This is a genomic window from Acidovorax sp. JHL-3 (assembly GCF_000526295.1).
In the GTDB taxonomy this organism is placed as follows: Bacteria; Pseudomonadota; Gammaproteobacteria; order Burkholderiales; family Burkholderiaceae_C; genus Acidovorax; species Acidovorax defluvii.
The window spans coordinates 1,643,141-1,662,929 of the sequence record NZ_JAFU01000001.1 but is presented as its reverse complement, the minus strand read 5'-3'; the positions used below and the strand labels follow the sequence as shown (position 1 = coordinate 1,662,929).

At 66.2% G+C, this 19,789-nt stretch carries 16 protein-coding genes, 1 tRNA gene and 1 pseudogene; 11 read left to right on the top strand and 7 right to left on the bottom strand.

Translation table 11 applies throughout. The annotated features are described in order from the left end of the window. Positions 1-86: 86 nt before the first annotated feature. A pseudogene (locus K226_RS18775) lies at positions 87-1,852 on the bottom strand (methyl-accepting chemotaxis protein). A 170-nt stretch (positions 1,853-2,022) separates the two neighbouring features. Between K226_RS18775 and K226_RS18770 the strand changes: the two are divergent. The 8 genes from K226_RS18770 to K226_RS0107830 all read left to right on the top strand — a co-directional run bounded on the left by K226_RS18770 (position 2,023) and on the right by K226_RS0107830 (position 11,095). Further along, positions 2,023-2,883 (top strand): 3',5'-nucleoside bisphosphate phosphatase, encoded by an 861-nt coding sequence (locus K226_RS18770; protein ID WP_035240920.1) that lies wholly within the window; start codon positions 2,023-2,025, stop codon positions 2,881-2,883. A 25-nt stretch (positions 2,884-2,908) separates the two neighbouring features. Beyond that, a complete protein-coding gene (locus K226_RS0107860) occupies positions 2,909-3,544 on the top strand; it encodes an L-threonylcarbamoyladenylate synthase (RefSeq protein WP_024814283.1) in 636 nt (211 codons plus the stop codon). 101 nt (positions 3,545-3,645) lie between these two features. Further along, a complete protein-coding gene (locus K226_RS0107855; RefSeq protein ID WP_024814282.1) occupies positions 3,646-4,308 on the top strand; it encodes a site-2 protease family protein in 663 nt (220 codons plus the stop codon). Between the two features lie 29 nt (positions 4,309-4,337). Beyond that, positions 4,338-5,642 (top strand): tryptophan--tRNA ligase, encoded by a 1,305-nt coding sequence (locus K226_RS0107850; protein WP_024814281.1) that lies wholly within the window; start codon positions 4,338-4,340, stop codon positions 5,640-5,642. 226 nt (positions 5,643-5,868) lie between these two features. After that, complete coding sequence (locus tag K226_RS0107845) at positions 5,869-6,879, top strand: formylglycine-generating enzyme family protein (RefSeq protein ID WP_024814280.1); 1,011 nt, start codon at positions 5,869-5,871, stop codon at positions 6,877-6,879. 92 nt (positions 6,880-6,971) lie between these two features. Further along, complete coding sequence (locus K226_RS0107840) at positions 6,972-7,415, top strand: thioesterase family protein (protein WP_155886536.1); 444 nt, start codon at positions 6,972-6,974, stop codon at positions 7,413-7,415. Between the two features lie 102 nt (positions 7,416-7,517). Then, positions 7,518-9,467 (top strand): DUF47 domain-containing protein, encoded by a 1,950-nt coding sequence (locus K226_RS0107835; protein ID WP_024814278.1) that lies wholly within the window; start codon positions 7,518-7,520, stop codon positions 9,465-9,467. Further along, the gene (locus tag K226_RS0107830) at positions 9,464-11,095 is read left to right on the top strand and encodes a PEP/pyruvate-binding domain-containing protein (protein WP_024814277.1); all 1,632 of its coding nucleotides are present in this window, start codon (positions 9,464-9,466) and stop codon (positions 11,093-11,095) included. The genes K226_RS0107835 and K226_RS0107830 overlap by 4 nt, the downstream gene beginning before the upstream one ends. Before the next feature lie 297 nt (positions 11,096-11,392). On the opposite strand, the gene K226_RS0107825 is transcribed toward K226_RS0107830, so the two are convergent. The 4 genes from K226_RS0107825 to K226_RS0107810 all read right to left on the bottom strand — a co-directional run bounded on the left by K226_RS0107825 (position 11,393) and on the right by K226_RS0107810 (position 15,412). Continuing rightward, entirely contained in the window at positions 11,393-12,685 is a 1,293-nt protein-coding gene (locus K226_RS0107825) for a sensor domain-containing diguanylate cyclase (RefSeq protein WP_024814276.1), read from the bottom strand. A 191-nt stretch (positions 12,686-12,876) separates the two neighbouring features. Continuing rightward, positions 12,877-12,966, bottom strand: a tRNA-Ser gene (locus K226_RS0107820). A 34-nt stretch (positions 12,967-13,000) separates the two neighbouring features. After that, a complete protein-coding gene (serS, locus tag K226_RS0107815; RefSeq protein ID WP_024814275.1) occupies positions 13,001-14,317 on the bottom strand; it encodes a serine--tRNA ligase in 1,317 nt (438 codons plus the stop codon). Between the two features lie 153 nt (positions 14,318-14,470). After that, on the bottom strand, positions 14,471-15,412 hold the full coding sequence (locus K226_RS0107810) for a threonine/serine dehydratase (protein ID WP_024814274.1): 942 nt from the start codon (positions 15,410-15,412) through the stop codon (positions 14,471-14,473). Positions 15,413-15,624: 212 nt separating this feature from the next. On the opposite strand from K226_RS0107810, the gene K226_RS0107805 reads away from it, so the two are divergent. Continuing rightward, positions 15,625-16,320, top strand: coding sequence for an HPP family protein (locus K226_RS0107805; RefSeq protein WP_024814273.1), 696 nt, complete (start codon positions 15,625-15,627; stop codon positions 16,318-16,320). Between the two features lie 95 nt (positions 16,321-16,415). On the opposite strand, the gene ispH is transcribed toward K226_RS0107805, so the two are convergent. Both ispH and K226_RS0107795 read right to left on the bottom strand, forming a co-directional pair. Then, a complete protein-coding gene (gene ispH / locus K226_RS0107800; protein WP_024814272.1) occupies positions 16,416-17,411 on the bottom strand; it encodes a 4-hydroxy-3-methylbut-2-enyl diphosphate reductase in 996 nt (331 codons plus the stop codon). A 3-nt stretch (positions 17,412-17,414) separates the two neighbouring features. After that, entirely contained in the window at positions 17,415-17,879 is a 465-nt protein-coding gene (locus K226_RS0107795; protein WP_024814271.1) for a peptidylprolyl isomerase, read from the bottom strand. An 89-nt stretch (positions 17,880-17,968) separates the two neighbouring features. Here K226_RS0107795 and radC point away from each other — a divergent pair, with 89 nt between their 5' ends. Further along, on the top strand, positions 17,969-18,679 hold the full coding sequence (radC, locus tag K226_RS0107790; protein WP_024814270.1) for a DNA repair protein RadC: 711 nt from the start codon (positions 17,969-17,971) through the stop codon (positions 18,677-18,679). Between the two features lie 388 nt (positions 18,680-19,067). Beyond that, on the top strand, positions 19,068-19,685 hold the full coding sequence (locus K226_RS0107785; RefSeq protein ID WP_238324208.1) for a Smr/MutS family protein: 618 nt from the start codon (positions 19,068-19,070) through the stop codon (positions 19,683-19,685). The last annotated feature ends 104 nt before the right edge of the window (positions 19,686-19,789 follow it).

Genomic DNA, 19,789 nt, shown 5'->3' with positions numbered 1-19,789 from the left:
AAATCGGGCTCTAGCGCTTACCCATCAAGCGCTAGCAGCTATCAAAACATGAGCAATCTGAAGCCATCTGAAGCCTGTAGAGGGAATCAGAAGCTCTCCCAGTCGTCATCGTTGCCCGTGGTCGCAGCGCGGGGCGCGGGCGCTGGGGCTTGGTGGCCGAAGGCTTGGGCGCGGCGGGAGCTGCAGACGCCAGCCGCGCGGCCGGTTTTGCAGCCGGGGCGGATGCAACCCGCACCGGGGCCGGTGCGGAACGTGGGGCGGCCACTGCCGGAGCAGGGCGTGGGGCCACGGGCGCGCGGGTCAGCGCGGCGCCCACGTTGAACACCGACACCACGTTGGCCAGGTGCTGGGCCTGGTCGCGCATGGATGCGGCGGCTGCGGTGCTTTCTTCCACCAGCGCGGCGTTCTGCTGCGTCATCTGGTCCAGGTGCGTGACGGCCTGGTTCACCTGGGCAATGCCGTCGCGCTGCTCGGTGGACGAGGCCGTGATCTCGCCAATGAGGTCGCTCACGCGGCGCACGCTGGAGACGATTTCTTCCATGCTCTGGCCGGCCTGCGCCACCTGGGCCGAGCCCGCTTCGACGTTCTCGACCGACGCGCTGATGAGCTGCTTGATCTCTTTTGCCGCCTCGGCGCTGCGCCCTGCAAGGCTGCGCACTTCGCTGGCCACCACGGCAAAGCCGCGGCCCTGCTCGCCGGCACGGGCGGCTTCCACGGCGGCGTTGAGCGCCAGGATGTTGGTCTGGAAGGCGATGCCGTCAATCACGCCAATGATGTCGCTGATCTTTTTGCTGCTGTCGGTGATCTGCTGCATGCTGGCCACCACCTGACCCACCACCTCGCCGCCGCGCGCGGCCGCCTGGGCGGCGGTGCCCGCCAGCTGGTTGGCCTGGCGGGCAGTGTCGGCCGACTGGGTGACGGTGGCCGTCAGCTGCTCCATGCTGGCGGCGGTTTCTTCGAGGTTGGAGGCCGTCTGCTCGGTGCGCGCCGAGAGGTCGTGGTTGCCGTTGGCAATTTCCACCGACGCCGACGAGACCGAGTCCACGCCCGAGCGCACATCGGTCACCACACCCCGCAGCTGCGTGGACATGGCCGACAGCGAACGCAGCATGTGGCCAAACTCGTCCTGGCGGGTGGATTGCAGCTCTTGCGTGAGGTCGCCCGCGGCAATGGCGTCAATGGCGTTGACGGCCTGGTCGAGCGGCCGGGTGATGGAGCGCACCAGCTGCCACGCCATGGCCAGCCCCACCGCCAGCAGCAGCACCGAAAGCACCAGCCCGGTGATGGCGTATTGCACCCGGCGGTTGAATGCATCGGTGCGGATCTGCTCGCGGCGCTGCTCCAGCGTGCGCACAAAATCGTCCTGCGCCTTCAGGTAGGCGGCGACGAGGGGGGTGAACTCGCTGTCCACAAACTTCTGGGTGGCCGCCGGGTCGCCCGCGCTCTTGACCTCGCGAGACCGGGCGGTGGTTGCCAGCACCAGCTTGCGCGCTTCCTGCACCTTGTCCAGGGCCGCTTTTTCCGCCGGTGCGGTAGCCGAGGCCACGATGGTTTCCTGCACCTTGTTGATCTGGCCAATGATTTCCTTGACGCGGGCGTCATATTGCTGCGCCAGCGCTTCGTCGGTGGTCACGGCACTGCCCATGATCATCGTCACGGCGGTTTCGGTGGCGCCACGCCAGCGCAGGGCGGACGCAATGCGCCCCTCAATCTCGACCACCGCATCCATAGCGCTGACCATGGAGTTGTTGGAGCGGTTTTGCGCCCACCCGGACATGATCAGCATGGCAACCATCAGCCCGATGAATGCTCCCCACAACTTGCGCGATACCCGGATGTTGTCCAGCTGCATGGCTCTTCCTTCTGAAACCCCGAAACCCTGAAAGGGCGAATGAAACCAGCAATTATCACCGGCGCCGTTCAAAATGCTACATTTTGCAACAGGTGCTTTGTGCTGAATGCAACACGGCCTGCACGGCCGACCGCAGCGCCCGCACAAGGACAAACCCGTAGAATGGATCGGTGACCACCTACCTCAACGCCGACCTGCATTGCCACTCCGTCGTATCCGACGGAACCTTGGCGCCCGAAGACTTGGCCGCGCGCGCCAGGGCCAACGGGGTCGAGCTGTGGGCCCTGACCGACCACGACGAGATCGGCGGCCAGCCCCGCGCCGCCGCCGCCGCCCGCAGCCAGGGCATGGCTTACCTCACGGGCACGGAAATCTCTGTCAGCTTTGCCAACACCACCGTGCATATCGTGGGACTGGGGTTCGATGCCGACAACCCGCAGCTCGCGCAGGGCCTGGCCACCACCCGAGGCGGCCGTGGCGGGCGCGCACGCGAAATGGCGGCGCAACTGGCGCAGGCGGGCATTCATGGCGCCTACGAGGGCGCGCTGAAGTTTGTGGGCAACCCCGAGCTGGTTTCGCGCACCCACTTTGCACGCTTTCTGGTTGAAACCCGCGTGTGCCGAGACACCTCGGAAGTGTTTCGCAAATTTCTGGTCGAAGGCAAGCCCGGCTATGTGCCGCACCGCTGGGCGGCGCTGGGCGACGCGGTGCGCTGGATCACCGATGCCGGGGGCGTGGCGGTGATCGCCCACCCGGCCCGCTACAAGCTCACGGCCAACGAGGAATACGCGCTGTTTTCCGAGTTCAAGGCCCATGGCGGCCAGGGCGTGGAAGTGGTCACCGGCAGCCACAGCGCGGCCGAATATGTCACCTACGGGGCCATGGCACAAGAATTTGGCCTGGCCGCCTCGCGCGGCAGCGACTTTCACAGCCCCGACGAATCCCACACCGACCTGGGCGCCCTGCCCCTGCTGCCCGGCACCCTGACCCCCGTGTGGGAACTGCTGGCCGAGCGGGTGCACCCGGCCTAACATTGATCCGGAGGCATTGGCTGCCATGGCACAGTATTTCGAAGTTCACCCCGAAAATCCGCAACCGAGGCTGCTCAAGCAGGCGGCCACCCTGCTGCAAAAAGGCGGCATCTTGGCCGTGCCCACCGATTCGAGCTACGCCCTGGTGTGCCACCTTGACGACAAGGACGCCGTCGATCGCCTGCGCCGCATCCGCCAGGTGGACGACAAGCACCACCTGACCCTGCTGTGCCGCGACCTGTCGGAACTGGCCAACTACGCACGGGTGGACAACCGGCAATACCGGCTGCTCAAGCTCGGCACGCCGGGGCCCTACACCTTCATCCTGGAAGCCACCAAAGAGGTGCCGCGCCGCGTGAGCCACCCATCGCGCAAGACCATCGGCCTGCGCGTGCCCGACCGCAAGGGCCTGCAATTGCTGCTGGAGCTGCATGGCGCGCCGCTGCTGGCCACCACGCTGATTCCAGCGGGCGAGTCCGACCCGCTCAACGACCCACAGGAAATCCGCGACCGCTACGAAAAGCTGCTCGATGCCATCGTGGATGCGGGCGCCTGCCCCCTGGAGCCCACCACCGTGATCGATCTCACGCCCATGGGCAACGGCGGCGACCCCGAAGTGCTGCGCGAAGGCCGCGGCAGCGTACAGGCGCTTGGGCTTTGAGTCCATACAAAACTTCAAGCCAAATCACCCTCCAGCGCTTATCCAGAAAGCGCTGGCAGCTCTCTTTTTTGCAGCAATCTACAGCCTGAGACAATCGCCCGGTGGAAAACATCATCCAAACTGTTCTGATCTACGCCCTGCCGGTGCTGTTTGCCATCACCGTGCACGAGGCGGCCCATGGCTATGCGGCGCGCCACTTTGGCGACAACACCGCGTACATGTTGGGGCGCATCACGCTCAATCCCATCAAGCACATTGACCCGGTAGGCACCATCCTGATGCCGCTGCTGCTGTACTTTGCCACCTCGGGCGCGTTCCTGTTCGGCTATGCCAAGCCGGTGCCGGTGAATTTTGGCAACCTGCGCAATCCCAAGCGCCACATGGTGTGGGTGGCGCTGGCGGGGCCGGCATCCAACTTCATCCAGGCAGTGCTGTGGGCGATCTTGCTGGTGGCCTTGGTGGGCACTGGCGTGGACGAGCGCTTCTTCGTTGAAATGGCGCGCGCCGGGGTGCTGGTCAACCTGGTGATGTGGGCGTTCAACCTGTTTCCGCTGCCGCCGCTTGATGGCGGGCGCATTCTGGTGGGCCTGCTGCCGTGGAAGCAGGCGCACATGGTCTCGCGCGTGGAGCCCTATGGTTTCTTCATCGTGCTGGGGCTGGTGGTGGCTGGGGTGCTGGGATCGCTCTGGCTGCGCCCGCTGATGGCGCTGGGCTATGGCGCCATCAACCTGCTGCTGACCCCGCTGACCGCCCTGCTCCGCTGACCCTTCCCTTTTATTGCTGACACCGTTCCATGAGCACCACGCGTTTTCTCACCGGCATCACCACCACGGGCACGCCCCACCTGGGCAACTTTGTGGGCTCCATCCGCCCCTCGGTGGCGGCCAGCCTGCGCCCGGGTGTGCAGAGCTTTTACTTTCTGGCCGACTACCACGCGCTCATCAAGTGCGAAGACCCGGCACGCATCCAGCGCTCCACGCTGGAGATCGCCGCCAGTTGGCTGGCCGCCGGGCTGGACCCGGAAAAGGTCACCTTCTACCGCCAGTCCGACATCCCCGAGACCACCGAGCTGACCTGGCTGCTGACCTGCGTGACCGGCAAGGGCTTGCTCAACCGTGCCCACGCCTACAAGGCCGCGCAGGACAAAAACGCCGCCGCTGGCCGCGAGCCCGACGACGGTGTGACCGCGGGCCTCTTCATGTACCCCGTGCTCATGGGTGCCGACATCCTGATCTTCAATGCCCACAAGGTGCCCGTGGGCCGCGACCAGATCCAGCACATCGAGATGGCGCGCGACATGGCGGCCAGCTTCAACCACCTGTATGGCGAGCACTTCACGCTGCCCGAGGCGGCCATCGACGAGCATGTGGCCACGCTGCCAGGGCTCGATGGCCGCAAGATGAGCAAGAGCTACGACAACACGATTCCGTTGTTCAGCTCGCGCGAGCAGCTCAAGAAGCTGATCGGCGGCATCCTGACCGATTCGCGCGCGCCCGGCGAGCCCAAGGACGTGGAGGGCTCGGCCCTCTTCCAGATCTACCAGGCCTTTGCCACGCCCGAAGAAACCGAGGCGCTGCGCAAGCTGTATGCCGAAGGCATTGCCTGGGGCGATGCCAAGCAGTTGCTGTTTGAGCGCATCGACCACGATGTGGCGCCCATGCGCGAGCGCTATGACGACCTGATGGCCCACCCCGAGAAGATCGAGCAGACCCTGCTGGCGGGCGCCGAGCGCGCGCGCCAGATTGCCACGCCGTTTGTGCGCTCGCTGCGCTCTGCCGTGGGCCTGCGCAGCCTGGCACAGGCCAGTGCAGCCCCCAAGGCCGCCAAAGCAGCCAAGGCCGCCCTGCCCAGCTTCAAGCAATACCGCGAAGCCGACGGCCAGTTCTATTTCAAGTTCGTAGCCGCCGACGGCCGCCTGTTGCTGCAAAGCACGGGCTTTGCCGCGCCCAAGGATGCGGGCCAGGCCATCGCCCGCCTGCAGCAACAAGGCGAAAGCGCTCTGGCAGCCTTGGCTGGCCAGCTGGCGCCCATCGAAGGCGTGCCACCGCAGGACGTGGCCGCCGCCCTGCAGCAACTGGCCGAGGCCGCCAACGCCTGACGGGCTGCACAAACGCTATTATTTTAATAGCTATTAGCGCTTTATCCATAAGCACTAGAGGCAATAATGACCACAAAATGGCTCCCGCTTCCCGGGGGCCATTTTTGCTTTCGCCACGTCGCCACCGCTGCCACAATGGCCTGCAAGTGCTGCGGCCCTACCCACTTCATACGGTGTCACACGGGTTCACACGGCTTCATTGTTTTGCACCCTACCGGGGCACGCCATGGCATCTCGCACCTTCGCACTGCTCTTTGCGCTGACGCCGCTGGCCTGCGCCCTGGCGGCACCGCCTGCGGATCAGAGCCCGCACGTCTGGACCAACTCGCTCGGCATGGCCTTTGTGAAGGTGCCGGCAGGCCGCTTCTGGATGGGCAGCGCCGAATCCCCCGGTGCGCTGGCCCAGGTTTTCCCCCAACTGGAGCGCAAGCGCTTCACCGAGCTCACCGATGAGGCCCCGGTGCACCGGGTGCGCATCCGCCGGGCCTTCTACCTGGGGCAGCACGAGGTGACCGTGGGGCAGTTTCGCCGCTTCGTCGAAGCCTCGGGCTATCGCCCGGAGTCCGAGGCCGACGGCACCGGTGGCTATGGCTACAACCCCGATTACGACCCCGCCACCACGGCGCGCGGCGATGCCTTTGAAGGCCGCAACCCGCGCTACTCCTGGCGCAACCCCGGGTTTGCGCAGGATGACAGCCACCCCGTGGTCAACGTCACCTGGAACGACGCCCAGGCCCTGGCCGCCTGGCTCAGCCGCACCGAGGGCCAGCGCTACCGCCTGCCCACCGAGGCCGAGTGGGAACACGCCTGCCGCGCAGGCAGCCGCACGCGCTACCCGCATGGCGATGCGCCCGAGACTCTGGTGCACCATGCCAACCTGTTCGACCAGGCCGCCGCTCCCTACTGGCCCCGCTGGCAGCAGCACGCCCTGCCCGGCAGCGACGGCCATGCCTTCACCGCGCCCGTGGGCAGCCTGCAGGCCAACGCCTTCGGGCTGCACGACATGCTGGGCAACGCCTGGGAATGGGTGGCGGACTGGCATGGCGACCATTACTACGCCCAGTCCCCCCGCACCGACCCGCAAGGCCCTGCCGAGGGCAGCGTGCGGGTGCGCCGGGGCGGCTCGTGGCACACCTGGTCGTTTTATGCCCGATGCAGCTATCGCAACTGGAACAGCCCTGAGACGCGCTACACCCTGGTGGGCATGCGGCTGGTGCGGGAGATCCCCGGGCGCTGAACGTTGATACCCGCAGCGCGCGGCCACTGCGCGGTCTGCAGCGTCATTCACATGACACCTGCCGTCCCATGGCGCAGGCGACAATCGCCCGCATGCCTTGGGACCATCCACAGCCTTTCACCCTGCCCGCCACACCGCAGGCACACGACATTGACGGCCTGAACCACACCAACAACGCCGTGTACGTGCAGTGGTGCGAAAGGGTCGCCTGGGCACATTCGCAGGCCCTGGGCCTGGACCTGCACGACTACCACCGCCTGAACCGCGCCATGGCCATCCGCCGCAGCGAATACGACTATCTGCTTCCTTCGGTTCTGGGAGACGCGCTCACCTTGGGCACCTGGCTGGTGGCCAGCGACGGCAAGCTGACCATGGAGCGGCGCTTCCAGCTGATCCGCAACAGCGACCAGGCCACCCTTTTGCGCGGCCGCTGGGATCTGGTGTGCATCGAGCTGGGCAGCGGCAAGCCGCGGCGCATGCCCGAAGCGTTCTGCCGCATCTACCTGCCCGCCCTGACGGCGCAGCAGGACGTCTGAGCGGCTGAGCCCCGCATTCCCCCGCAGGCGCTGCGGGGCTGTCATCAGCCTGCCATTCGTGCAGGCGCTAATACACCACCTGTGTTTGCGGAGAAACTCCTGATGCTCAAGGAAAAAGCGGTTGCGTCCCTGGGGCAGCCCTCGCTGCTGATGCCCGCGTGGATCAAAGCTGCCCTGGCGGCCAACGACCGGCTCAAGCTGTACCTCACCCTTCTGCAATCGGCGGCGCAGCATGCGTCCACGCCCGATGGGCCGGTAGGACGCTGGGAGACGGACATCGCGCACGCCGGTCTGCAAGACGCCCCCTGGGCCCCGGAAATGCTGAGCGGCGCTTACTACGACGACGACCTGCTGATCCTGCCCCACATGGAAAACCTGCTGGAGGCGCTGTCAAACGACCTCGCCACCATGGCCCGCCCCCTGTGCGACGTCGGCCAGGCCAGCGCAGACGCGCTGACCGTGCGGCGAGACCACTGGCTGCGCCAGCTCCATGCCCTGGCCGACGACGAGGGTCTGCGCCGCGCCGCACTGGCCGAACTGACCCACGGCGACCGCCAGCGCGGCGACAGCCTGCACCTGCTGGTCATGGACCTGCACAAGCAGATCAATGCACTGTCGGGTGAAATGGCCACCGAAGACGTGGACGGCGCCCACACCTGGCAGGTGCAGGACGATGACCGCCCGCTGATCCGCGCCTTCATGCGCGGCCTGCACCGCACCGCCGATCTGAAGTTTTCGCACCCCGGGCTTGACACCGCCGTCACGCGCGACGGCCCGCGGCTGCTGATCCAGAACGACATCGGAACCAACGACGTCCACGTGCTGGTCATCGAGGTGCAGGACAGCACGATCTCGCTCACCTACTCCGACCTGCACCCAGGCCGTTTCGGGTTTTTCCGGCAAATGCTCGAAGACATGGGTTTTGGCTGGGAGGTGTTCGACCCCCGGGTTTCCGAAGGGCTCAACGCCGGCAAGCCCTACCTTGTGGGCCAGGCGCGGCTGCAGGCGCAAAGCAATGCCGAGCTGCAGACCGGCCTGGAGAACGTGGCATCACGCATCGTCTTCGTGATCGACTGGAACCGGGCCCGCAAGCGCCTGCAGCATTTTGTGAGCAAGCCCCGGGCGCACCAGCTGCTGGCGCAGGCCGCGCAAAACGACTGGGGCCACATGGCCTGGCTGCTGGCCGGTGCCGAGCGCCTGGTTTACAACGCCATGCAGGCCGTGGACAGCGAAGCCTTCCGCGTGGGCGACCGGCTCGACGACGTGCTGGGCGAAACCGCCGCCAGCGCCTACCTGCTGGAGCTGTTGCGCATCTCCAGCATGGTGCTGCGCCAGCAGCAGCCCGTGTCGCTGGTGGCCGACGAGGCCCACCTGCTGCTGGCCCGCATGCTGCGCCAGCGCACCTTTGAATTCGACCTGCTGGCCGAGCACGCCGCCTACACGCACGCGCTGGCCGAGGGCCTGTGCGACGCACTGGAGAACCCCGGCGATGCCGCCCAGACCCAGGCCCAGGTGCTGCGCGCCAAAAACTGGGAGCGCCAGGCCGACCACCTGCTCATGGACGCGCGCCAGCGCGCCGAGCGGCGCGCGCACTGGCTGCCGGTGGTGGACTTTCTGACAAAGGCCGATGACGTGGCCGACGCGCTCGAAGAAGCGACCTTCATGCACTCGCTCACACTCATCCATCCCGCCCCCGGGCTGCCCGCCGAAGTGCGCGCAGCGCTGTGCCAGCTGGCGGCCACCACGCTGGCCGCCATCCAGGACCAGGTCAAGGCCATTGAAATTGCCCGCCAGGCCAGCCAGCGCGCCGACGGCCCCGACAGCGAGCTGTTTCTGCAAACCCTGTGGCGCATGCTGCGCGCCGAGCGCCAGTGCGACGAGCTGTTTCGCCAGGCACGCACCGCCATGGTCAAAAACCTGCGCAACGCCCCGGTGGACCTGATGTTGGCCAACGACCTGGCCGCCACGCTGGAAAACGCCACCGACAACCTGCTGCGGGCCGGCTATGCACTGCGCCAGATGGTGCTCAACAGAACGGGAATGTCGGCATGAAATCCAGCTCCAGTCTGCCCAAGCATCTGTACCTTGTGCGCACACCCGCAAGCCAGCACCTGCACAAGCCCTCGCCGGAGACCATGGGTGCCAAAGGCTACAACCTGCACCGCATGACCCAGGCCGGGCTCAACGTCCCGGTGGCACTGGTCATCGGAACGCACTACACCCACGCCCCGCAGGATTGTTTTTTGCCAGTGTTTTCCGTGGGTCTGCACGCGCTGGAGGAAAGCACCGACCTGCTGTTTGGCGACGACCGCAACCCGCTCATCCTGTCGGTGCGCTCGGGCGCCCCGGTGTCGATGCCGGGCATGCTCGAAACCCTGCTCAACATCGGGCTGAGCGACCACACCCTGCCCGGCCTGGTGCGCCAGACCGGCAACCCGCGCATGGCCTGGGACGCCTACCGGCGCCTGGTGTCCAGCTACGGCGAAGTGGTGGCCGGGCTGCCCGCCAGCCTGTTCGAGGCCGAGATCACCCGAGTCACCCAGGGCCAGGATGAGCGGCTGCTCGATTTCAGCCAGTTGCGCCAGCTCACACGCAGCTTTCTGGCCCTGTACGAAACCCATGCGGGCCGCCCCTTCCCGCAGGATGCGCAGGAACAGCTCTCGGGCGCCATCGAGGCGGTGTTTGCCTCGTGGAACGCCGACAAAGCCGCAGAGTACCGGCGCATCAACCAGATCGACGCCGACATGGGCACCGCCGTCATTCTGCAGCGCATGGTGTTTGGCAACACCGGCGGGCATTCGGGTGCTGGCGTGGGCTTCACGCGCGACCCGAGCACGGGCGAGCCCCGCCTGTGGGTGGACTTTCTGGCCAATGCGCAGGGCGAAGACGTGGTCTCGGGCCGGCGCAACGCCCATGGCCACGCCACGCTGGCCGCCGTGGCCCCCGAAGCCTGGAAGCAGCTGCAGGCCTCGGCCCAGGCGCTGGAGCAGCATTTTCAGGACATGGAAGACTTCGAGTTCACCGTGCAGGATGGCGTGTTGCACATGCTGCAAACACGCTCGGGCAAGCGCACCCCGCTGGCCGCCGCGCGCATCGCCCTCGACCTGCTGGACGAAGGGCTGATCGACAGCGCCGAGGCCTTGCACCGCACCCAGGCCATCGACGCCGCCGCGCTGGGCACCGTGCGCATGGTTGCCAGCGACGACCCCGACAACGCGCCCGCCCCGCTGGCCCAGGCCAACCCGGCGTGCTCAGGCGTGGTGTCGGGCGCGATTGCGCTCGATGCGCAGGCGGTGGAACGCCTGGTGCAGCAGGGCCTGCCCGCCATCCTGGTGCGCCAGGACGCCGAAACCAGCGACATCGCCGCCATGCAGGGCGCGCAGGGCCTGCTCACCCTGCGCGGGGCCCGCACCTCGCACGCCGCCGTGGTGGCACGGCAGATGGGCAAAACCTGCCTGGTCGGCTGCACCGCGCTGCACATCGACGAGGCCGCCCGCACCGTACAGATCGGCAGCAAGACCCTGGCCGAAAACGAGGTGATCACGCTCGACGGGAACGACGGTGCCATCTATGCGGGGCAAGCCACCAGCGCGCTCGTGCCCGACACCGCCCTGCGCGCCCGGCTGGAAGAGCTGCGCAGCCAGCACCATGGCAAGGGTGCGCGCCACCACAAACACTGACCGCACCGATCAGGCCCTTGGGATGGCCTGCATAACCCTCGCGAGTCGGTGGTGGTGCGGATCGGGATGGGCCACAAGGCGTCTTTTTGCGGCCAATAGCTCGGCTATTGGCAAGAAAAGCAATGCAGGGGACCGCCCGAGGCCGCGCTAGCACAGACCGCAGGGAGCTATGCAGGGCATCCCTTGGGTGTTTGAAACAGGCACTGGCCTCAGCCAGTGTCGTGATTGCCTGCTTCGCTGCGGCATGGCCCGGTCATGTGCACGCGCGCGACACCAAAAAGCCATTGGCAACTGATTTCAGCCCGTAGGGCTGGAAATGCTCTCCGGGCTATCGCCTTGCCGTTGCGAAATCGAAAGCCGGTTGCGCCCTCCATGCTTGGCTTCGTACAGGGCTTCGTCGGCGCGGGCGATGAGTTGCTCCATCGTTTCGTCGGGCTTGAGCGTGGCCAAGCCCAGCGACAGCGTGACCTTGCCAACGTCTGCGTCGTGATGGGCTTCAACGCGGTGCCGAATGCGTTCGGCCAACAACACGCCTGGCGCCTGCTCGCAATGTTCGAGCAGCACCAGAAACTCTTCACCACCCCAGCGAATGACGCAATCTCGGCTGCGAACCGCCGAACGCAGGATGTGCGCTACATCGCGAAGCACGCGATCACCCGCCAGGTGGCCGAAGCGGTCGTTGACCTGCTTGAAGTGGTCAATGTCACAGACAAGCAGCGTGAGTGACCGGCCGTGCTTGTGTGCCGCGAGGATGGCCTTGCCAAGGGTCTGCTCACCATAGCGACGGTTGTGAAGGCCGGTGAGCTTGTCGTGACTTGCCTCGTGAAGAAGGGTCTGCTCTTTCTCCACGCGTTCGGAGATGTCCTTGCTGACGCTCACATAGTGGGTTACGCGCCCCTTGTCGTCGCACACTGGGGAAATGCTCTGCTCAGAGTGGTAAAGCGAGCCGTCGCGCCGCCGATTGATGAAGGTGGCCCGGAAGTCTTTTCCGGCATCAAGGAATGCTCTCAGGGCACGGTAGAAAGCCTCATCGTGCGCTCCGGACTGAAACATGGCCGGCGTTCTCCCCCGCACTTCATCGACGGTGTACCCAGTGACTTTCGCAAAGGCCGTGTTGACGAAGGTGATCCGTGCACGCGCATCGGTCAGCACCACAGGGTCGCTGGTGGCGTCGAGCGCACGCGCAAGCAGCAGGTTCTCTTGTGCAGCGCGCACGATATCGGAAATATCTTGCTGCACGGACACAAAATGCGTGAGCACACCTTCGTCGTCGCGCACCGGGGAGATATTCCAGTGCACCACGTAGCTCGCGCCATCCTTGCGGTAGTTGATCGTCGTGCCCTCGAAGTACCGAGCCTCCTTGAGGCAGGCGCGCAGGTCGTCAATCACGGCAGGGTCGGTGTCAGGGCCTTGGAGAATCTGGAGCGTGCACCCGCGCAACTCGTCCAGCGCATAGCCTGTCATCGCACAAAAGGCTGGATTGGCGAACTGCACACGGTAACCAGCCGCACGATCGGCGTCGGTGATGACGATGGCATTCCAGGACTGCATGAAGGCAGCCTTGAACAAACTCAGCTCAGATGTGGTCATGCTTTGCAATGGTTTGGGTACCAACTTGGGACTGTAGCCTCAGTGCCCGCGAGTCCACTGGCCAGGCCCCGAACATGGCGGTTTCACATGGTAACCACGCGAGTGTCGGACGCGGTGCAACCTGCCCGTACCGACGCCAAAAGCAAAAAAGGTTTGCTGCTAAATTAATAGCAACAAACCCTTGTGCATACTGGCGGAGAGGGTGGGATTCGAACCCACGGTAGTGTTGCCACTACGCCTGATTTCGAGTCAGGTACATTCGACCACTCTGCCACCTCTCCTGTGTGTCGAAGCCTGCGATTCTAGCAGGATTTTTCAGGGGGCCAATACGGCAACCCCGCCCATGTAGGGCCGCAGCGCTTCCGGAATCGTCACGCTGCCATCGGCCTGCTGGTAGTTTTCCAGCACGGCCACCAGCGTGCGGCCCACGGCCAGGCCCGAGCCGTTGAGGGTATGCACCAGTTCGTTCTTGCCCTGGGCGTTCTTGAAGCGGGCCTGCAGGCGGCGGGCCTGGAAGGCCTCGCAGTTGCTCACCGAGCTGATCTCGCGGTAGGTATTTTGCGCGGGCAGCCACACTTCCAGGTCATAGGTCTTGGCGGCGCCAAAGCCCATGTCGCCGGTGCACAGGCTCATCACGCGGTAGGGCAGGCACAGCTTTTGGAGCACGGCTTCGGCGTGGCCGGTCATTTGCTCCAGCGCTTCGTAGCTCTTGTCTGGGTGCACGATCTGCACCATCTCGACCTTGTCGAACTGATGCTGGCGGATCATGCCGCGCGTGTCGCGGCCATAGCTGCCCGCCTCGGAGCGAAAGCACGGCGTGTGGGCCGTGAGCTTGATGGGCAGCTCGGACTCGGCCACCACCACGTCGCGTACAAAGTTGGTCAGTGGCACTTCGCTGGTGGGGATGAGATACAGCGCGGCATTGTCGGGCACGGGTTCGGCGTCCTGCCCGCCCTTCTTGGCCGCGAACAGGTCGCCTTCAAACTTGGGTAGCTGGCCGGTGCCCTTGAGCGAATCGGCATTCACGGCGTAGGGTACATAGCACTCGGTGTAGCCGTGCTCCTGGGTCTGCACGTCCAGCATGAACTGGCTCAGGGCACGGTGCAGGCGGGCGATCTGGCCCTTCATCACGGTAAAACGCGAGCCCGAAAGCTTGACGCCCATGTCGAAGTCCAGGCCCAGCGGCGTGCCCACGTCCACATGGTCTTTCACCTCGAACGCAAAGGTGGCGGGGGCGCCCCAGCGGCGGACTTCCACGTTGCCCGCCTCGTCACTGCCCACGGGTACGGATTCGTGCGGCAGGTTGGGCACGGCAGCCAGCATGGCCTGCAACTCAGCCTGGATCTGCTCCAGCCGCGCGGCGGATTGTTCCAGCTCGACCTTGGACGCTGCCACCTGGGCCTTGGCGGCTTCGGCGCCGTCTTTGTCACCCTTGCCCATGAGCATGCCGATCTGCTTGGACAGCTGGTTGCGCTGGGCTTGCAGCTCTTCGGTGCGGGTCTGCAGCGTCTTGCGCTCGGATTCCAGCCCCTGAAACGCTTCCACGTTCAGGAAGGCCTGGGGTTTTTTGCGGGTTTCCAGGCGCGCGATGGCGGTGTCGAGGTCTTTGCGGAGAAGAAGAATGTCAAGCATTGCTGGATTTTAGTTCCCCCCTGAGTCGAAATCTAAGCCCCCCTGAGTCGCTTCGCGCCTTCCCCCGAGGGGGACGCACCCGGTGGCCCGGCAAAGCCGGTTCCACGGGTGCACTGGCATGGACCGCGCCCGTTGCATGGGCTGCTTTCTGGCTCAGGTGAGGCTGGCTGGATCAAAATTGGCGCCACAGAGGATGAGGGCCACCGTTTCCTGCGGTTGGGGCCGGTAGGCGCCGGTTTGCAGCGCCGCCAGGCCCAGGGCGGCGGCGGGCTCTACGGCCAGTTTCAGCTCTTGCCATAGCCACAACTGGGCGGCGCGGATGGCGTCGTCGGACAGCAGCAGCGCATCGTGCACATGGCGCTGGCTCACCTCCCAGCCAATGGCGCCAATGCGGCGGGCGCCCAGCGAATCGGCGGCCAGGCCGCCCACCTCCACGTCCACCGGCTGGCCTGCGGCGCGCGCCGCGTGCAGGGTGGGCGCGCGTTCGGGCTCCAGCGCGACCACATGGGCGCGGCTCTCCACCCAGGCGGCCACACCGCCGATAAGGCCCCCGCCGCCCACGCTGACCAGCAACGTGTCGGGCAGGCGACCTCCCTGTTCTTCCAGCTCCAGCGCCAGGGTGCCCGCACCGGCCACCACCTCGGGCTGGTCATAGGCGTGGGCCTGCAGGGCGCCGGTGGCCTGCTGGCGGGCCACGCAGGCTTCAAACGCTTCGGAATAGGCTGCACCGGTCACCACCACCTCGGCGCCCAGGGCCCGCAGGCGGGCGCGTTTGGCTTCGGGCGAGACTTCGGGCACAAACACCTCGCAGCGCACGCCCAGCGCCCGGGCTGCAGCTGCCACCGCAATACCAGCGTTGCCCCCCGAGGCGATGATCACGCCGCTCTCGGGCACCGGGTTGGCCAGCAGGCGATAGAGCATGCCGCGCGCCTTGAAGCTGCCGGCCACCTGCAGGTGCTCCAGCTTGAGCCAGACTTCGCCGCAGTCCACACCCAGGGATCGGCCAGACACCCGCATCAGCGGCGTGGTGCGCAAAAAATCGGGCTGGGTGGCCAGCTGGCGGCGGGCGGCGGCGATGGCGGCGCGGTTGATCATGCAAGGGCTCCGGGCGAGTAAAGCGAAACAGTTTAGAGGGCCGTGCCGGGTGGCCCTGGGTAGCGTTGGCTTGCATTGGCTTGCATTGGCTAGCGTTGGGTAGCGCCGTGCAGTGCAAGCCCACACCCGGATACAGGTGGCGCTGTACTTGATGGCTGGCCGTGCCGATAACATGGGTCATACGGGCGGCATGCTGCCCGCAGGAGGCAACCATGTTCTTTGTGTTCGGCCCGTCGGGCCAGATGTACCGGGGCGGGCCCGAAAACCTGGCGCACATCGCAGCAGTGCGGCGTGTGGCGCGCCCGCAGGCGCTGCGCACGCGTGGCCCGGATGTTGACGGCACACTCGCCCCCGGCCCCGCACCCACGCCAGAGCCAGCAGCCGCCCCTGTCAACCTGCGCATGCAGGACGCGGTCAGCGCCTATTCGCAGGCCGAGCAAGGCCCCCAGCTGGCACGCCAGCCCTTGACCGAGGTGCGCGATGTGATGACCACAACCGCCCTCAGCGTGGCCCCCGATATGCGCGTAAACGATGCGTGGCAGATCCTTGCCGAGCGCCAGGTGGGGCAGGCTCCGGTGGTCGATGCGCTGGGCCGCGTGATCGGATTGCTGCTGCGGGCCGACATGGCACCGCTGGACCTGCTGCCCGAGCCCGGCGCCGTGAAAAAGGCCATTGAGCTGGCGCGCCGCCCGGTGTCCGAAGTGATGGTGAGCCCCGTGCCCACCGTGGCCGCGGATACCGAACTGCGCCGCGTGGCCGCCGTGCTGCTCGACACGGGGCTGCCAGGCCTGCCGGTGACCGACGAAGCCGGCGTGCTGGCTGGCTTCATCGCGCGCACCGACATTTTGCGGGCCGTGGCGGCCGATCCGCCGCTGGATTTGTGGAGCGGCCCCGCGGTGTCACTGTAGTGTGTGCCGCGCAAAAATTTAAGTGAAATAAGCCTCTAGCGCACGCCCATCAAGCGCTGATAGCTATTATTTCAATAGCATTCACAACCTGCCGCTCAATGCCCCGCTGGCCCCGTCTCGGGCAGGCGCTCGGTGATTTCAAGGCCCGTGCTGGGGTCAATCTTGAGGCCCTTGGGCAGGGGGAACTTGATGGTTTCCTCGATGCCCTGCATCTTGCGCACCGACACCGCGCCCAGCGCCTTGATGCGGTCGATCACCTGCTGCACCAGAATTTCGGGCGCCGATGCACCCGCCGTGAGGCCCACGCGGGAGATGCCGTCAAACCATTCGTGGCGCAGCTCGTCCACGCTGTCCACCATGTAGGCGGTGGTGCCCAGGCGGGCCGCCAGCTCGCGCAGGCGGTTGCTGTTGGAGCTGGTGGGGCTGCCCACCACAATGACCAGGTCCACTTGCGGGCTGAGCAGTTTGACGGCGTCCTGCCGGTTTTGCGTGGCGTAGCAAATGTCCTGCTGCTTGGGCTCGCGCACCAAAGGGAAGCGCGCCCGCACGGCGGCAGAGATCTGGGCGGCGTCGTCCACGCTCAGGGTGGTCTGCGTCACCACCGCCAGCTTTTCGGTCTGCGCGGGCTGCACGCGGGCCACGTCGGCCACGTCTTCCACGAGGTGGATGCCGTGGTCGAGCTGGCCCATGGTGCCTTCCACCTCGGGGTGGCCCTTGTGGCCGATCATGATGAATTCGTAGCCCTCTTTGGCAAGCTTGGCCACTTCGACATGCACCTTGGTCACCAGCGGGCAGGTGGCGTCGAAGATGTTGAACCCACGCGCCTGCGCCTCTTGCTGCACGGCGCGGCTGACACCGTGGGCACTGAACACCAGCGTGGCGCCGGGCGGCACATCCGAAAGCTCTTCAATGAAGATTGCGCCCTTGGCCTTGAGGTCGTTGACCACATAGGTGTTGTGCACGATTTCATGGCGCACGTAGATCGGGCGGCCAAACTTTTGCAGCGCGCGCTCGACGATCTCGATGGCGCGGTCCACACCTGCGCAAAAGCCGCGCGGCTCGGCCAGCAGGATTTCCTGGGGTTTCTGCATGGCTCAGAGCACGCCGATGATCTGCACTTCAAACGTCACCGGCTGGCCCGCCAGCGGGTGGTTGAAGTCAAACAGCACGGCGCCGTCATCGCGCACCTGCATCACGGCGCCGGCGTAGCTGCCCTGCCCGTCGGGCGTGGGGAACTGCACCACGTCGCCCACGTTGTATTTTTCGTCCGGATCGCCCAGCTCGTTGAGCAGCTTGCGCGCCACCCACTGCTGCATGTCGGCATTGCGCTCGCCAAAGGCTTCGCCGGCGGCCAGCTCGAACGTGGCGTGCGTGCCCTCGGGCAGGCCCAGCAGGTGCTGCTCCATGGCAGGCGAAAGCTCGCCCGTGCCCAGCGACAAGGTGGCCGGTTTGTCCTCAAAAGTGTTGATCACATCCCCCGCCGGACCGGCCAGGCGGTAGTGCAGCGTGAGGAAAGAACCCGACTGGACGGAGGGAAGGGAAGCAGCGGTAGAGGTCATGAAAGTCCCGATAAACTGGGTCATATTGTAGAAAACCGGGCAAAGCCCTACGCCCGTCGGCCCCTGACTGGCGTCAAACAACCAGCGCCATGCCCCTCAAAGACCTGCCCACCGATGCCCAGCCCCGCGAAAAACTGCTGGCACGCGGCCCTGCGGCACTGGCCGATGCCGAGCTACTGGCCATCCTGCTGCGCACCGGCATCGTGGGCAAGGGCGTGCTGCAGATGGCGCAAGAGCTGCTCGACCCGCCCGCGGTGGACGCCACAGGTCAGCTCGGTGGTGGCTTTGGCGGCATAGCCGGTCTGCTGCACACCAGCGCTGCCGACCTCGAACGCATCAAGGGCCTGGGCCCGGCCAAGCGTGCCGAGCTGGTGGCTGTGCTCGAACTCGCCCGCCGTGCCCTGGCCCAGCAACTGCGCGAGCGCGAGGTGTTCGACTCGCCCGAAACCGTCAGGCACTACCTGCAGTTGCACCTGGCTGCCAAGGGGCACGAGGTTTTTGCCGTGCTGTTTCTCGACAGCCAGAACCGCCTGCTGGCCATGGAAGAACTCTTTCGGGGCACCCTCACGCAGACCAGCGTGTACCCGCGCGAGGTGGTGCTGCGCGCCCTGCACCACCAGGCCGCGGCCGTGGTGCTGGCGCACAACCACCCCAGCGGCAGCGTGCAGCCCAGCCGGGCCGATGAGGCCCTGACACAAACCCTGAAAGCCACCCTGGCGCTGGTGGACGTGCGCGTGCTTGACCATTTCATCGTTGCGCCGGGCCAGGCCCTGTCGATGGCCGAGAAAGGGCTGGTGTGATGCCGGCCCGGTCTGCGGCAAAGGGCCCCGCGCCGCCAGACAGCCCGGGCGCACTGGCCATGGCGCTGGCGCGCGCTGCGGCAAAAGCCAAGCCCTCTGTTCCCGCAGACCCATTGGCAGTTGAACCTGCCCCCGCGCAGCCAACAGCAACCGCACCGCGCTCGGGCGAAGCGGGCGCCACACCTGCGGCAAGGGCCGTGCGCCGTGCCGCCGCTGCTGCCGCAGCGGCACGCCAGGCCGCCAGACAAATGGCCCAAAAGGCCCGCCCATCCACCCCGGCGCCCGCTGCCGACGCCCCCCACACAACGCGCCAGCCAAAACCCGCCGAACCGCCCCGGCGCCGCGCCGCGCCAGCCTGCGCATTCACGATCTGCACGACCTGGCCAGCGTGGCCCGCCTCTTGCGCGAGGAGCACGAACGCGCCCAAGCACAGGCCAAGGCCCACCGCGAGGCCGCTGCCCGGTTGGAGGCCGAGCGCCATCTGTTCAGCCGCAGCGTGGGGCCGGTGACCTCGCTGCGCAATCCCAACCTGGCGCGCCTGCGGCATCGCCTGCCCCCACCGCTGCCCGTGCAACACTGGCTGGACGAAGAGCGCGTGCTGCTCGAATCCATCAGCGACGATTTCGATGTGAGCACCCTGCTCGACACCGACGACCAGCTCAGCTTTCGGCGCCCCGGCATTGGCGTGGAAGTGACGCGCCGCCTGCGCTCTGGCCACTGGAGCATCCAGCGCCAGCTCGACCTGCACGGCCTGCGCGTGGACGAGGCGCGCGAGGCCCTGGGCCAATTCATCCGCCACGCGCACAAGACGGGGCTGCGCTGCGTGCGCGTGGTGCACGGCAAGGGTCTGGGATCACCGGGCAAAAGCCCCGTGCTCAAAAGCCGGGTGCAGCGCTGGCTGGTACAAAAAAACGAGGTGCTGGCCTTTGTGCAGGCACGGCCCATGGATGGCGGCGCGGGGGCACTGGTGGTGCTGCTCAAGCCCGTGAATCAAAGAAATACATAGCAAAATAGCCGTTAGCGCATGCTGTATATGCACTAGCAGCTATTTATTTAATAGCAAACACCCGCCATGCCACCGGAAACGGGCTGCCTGCCTTCGCTTGCGGC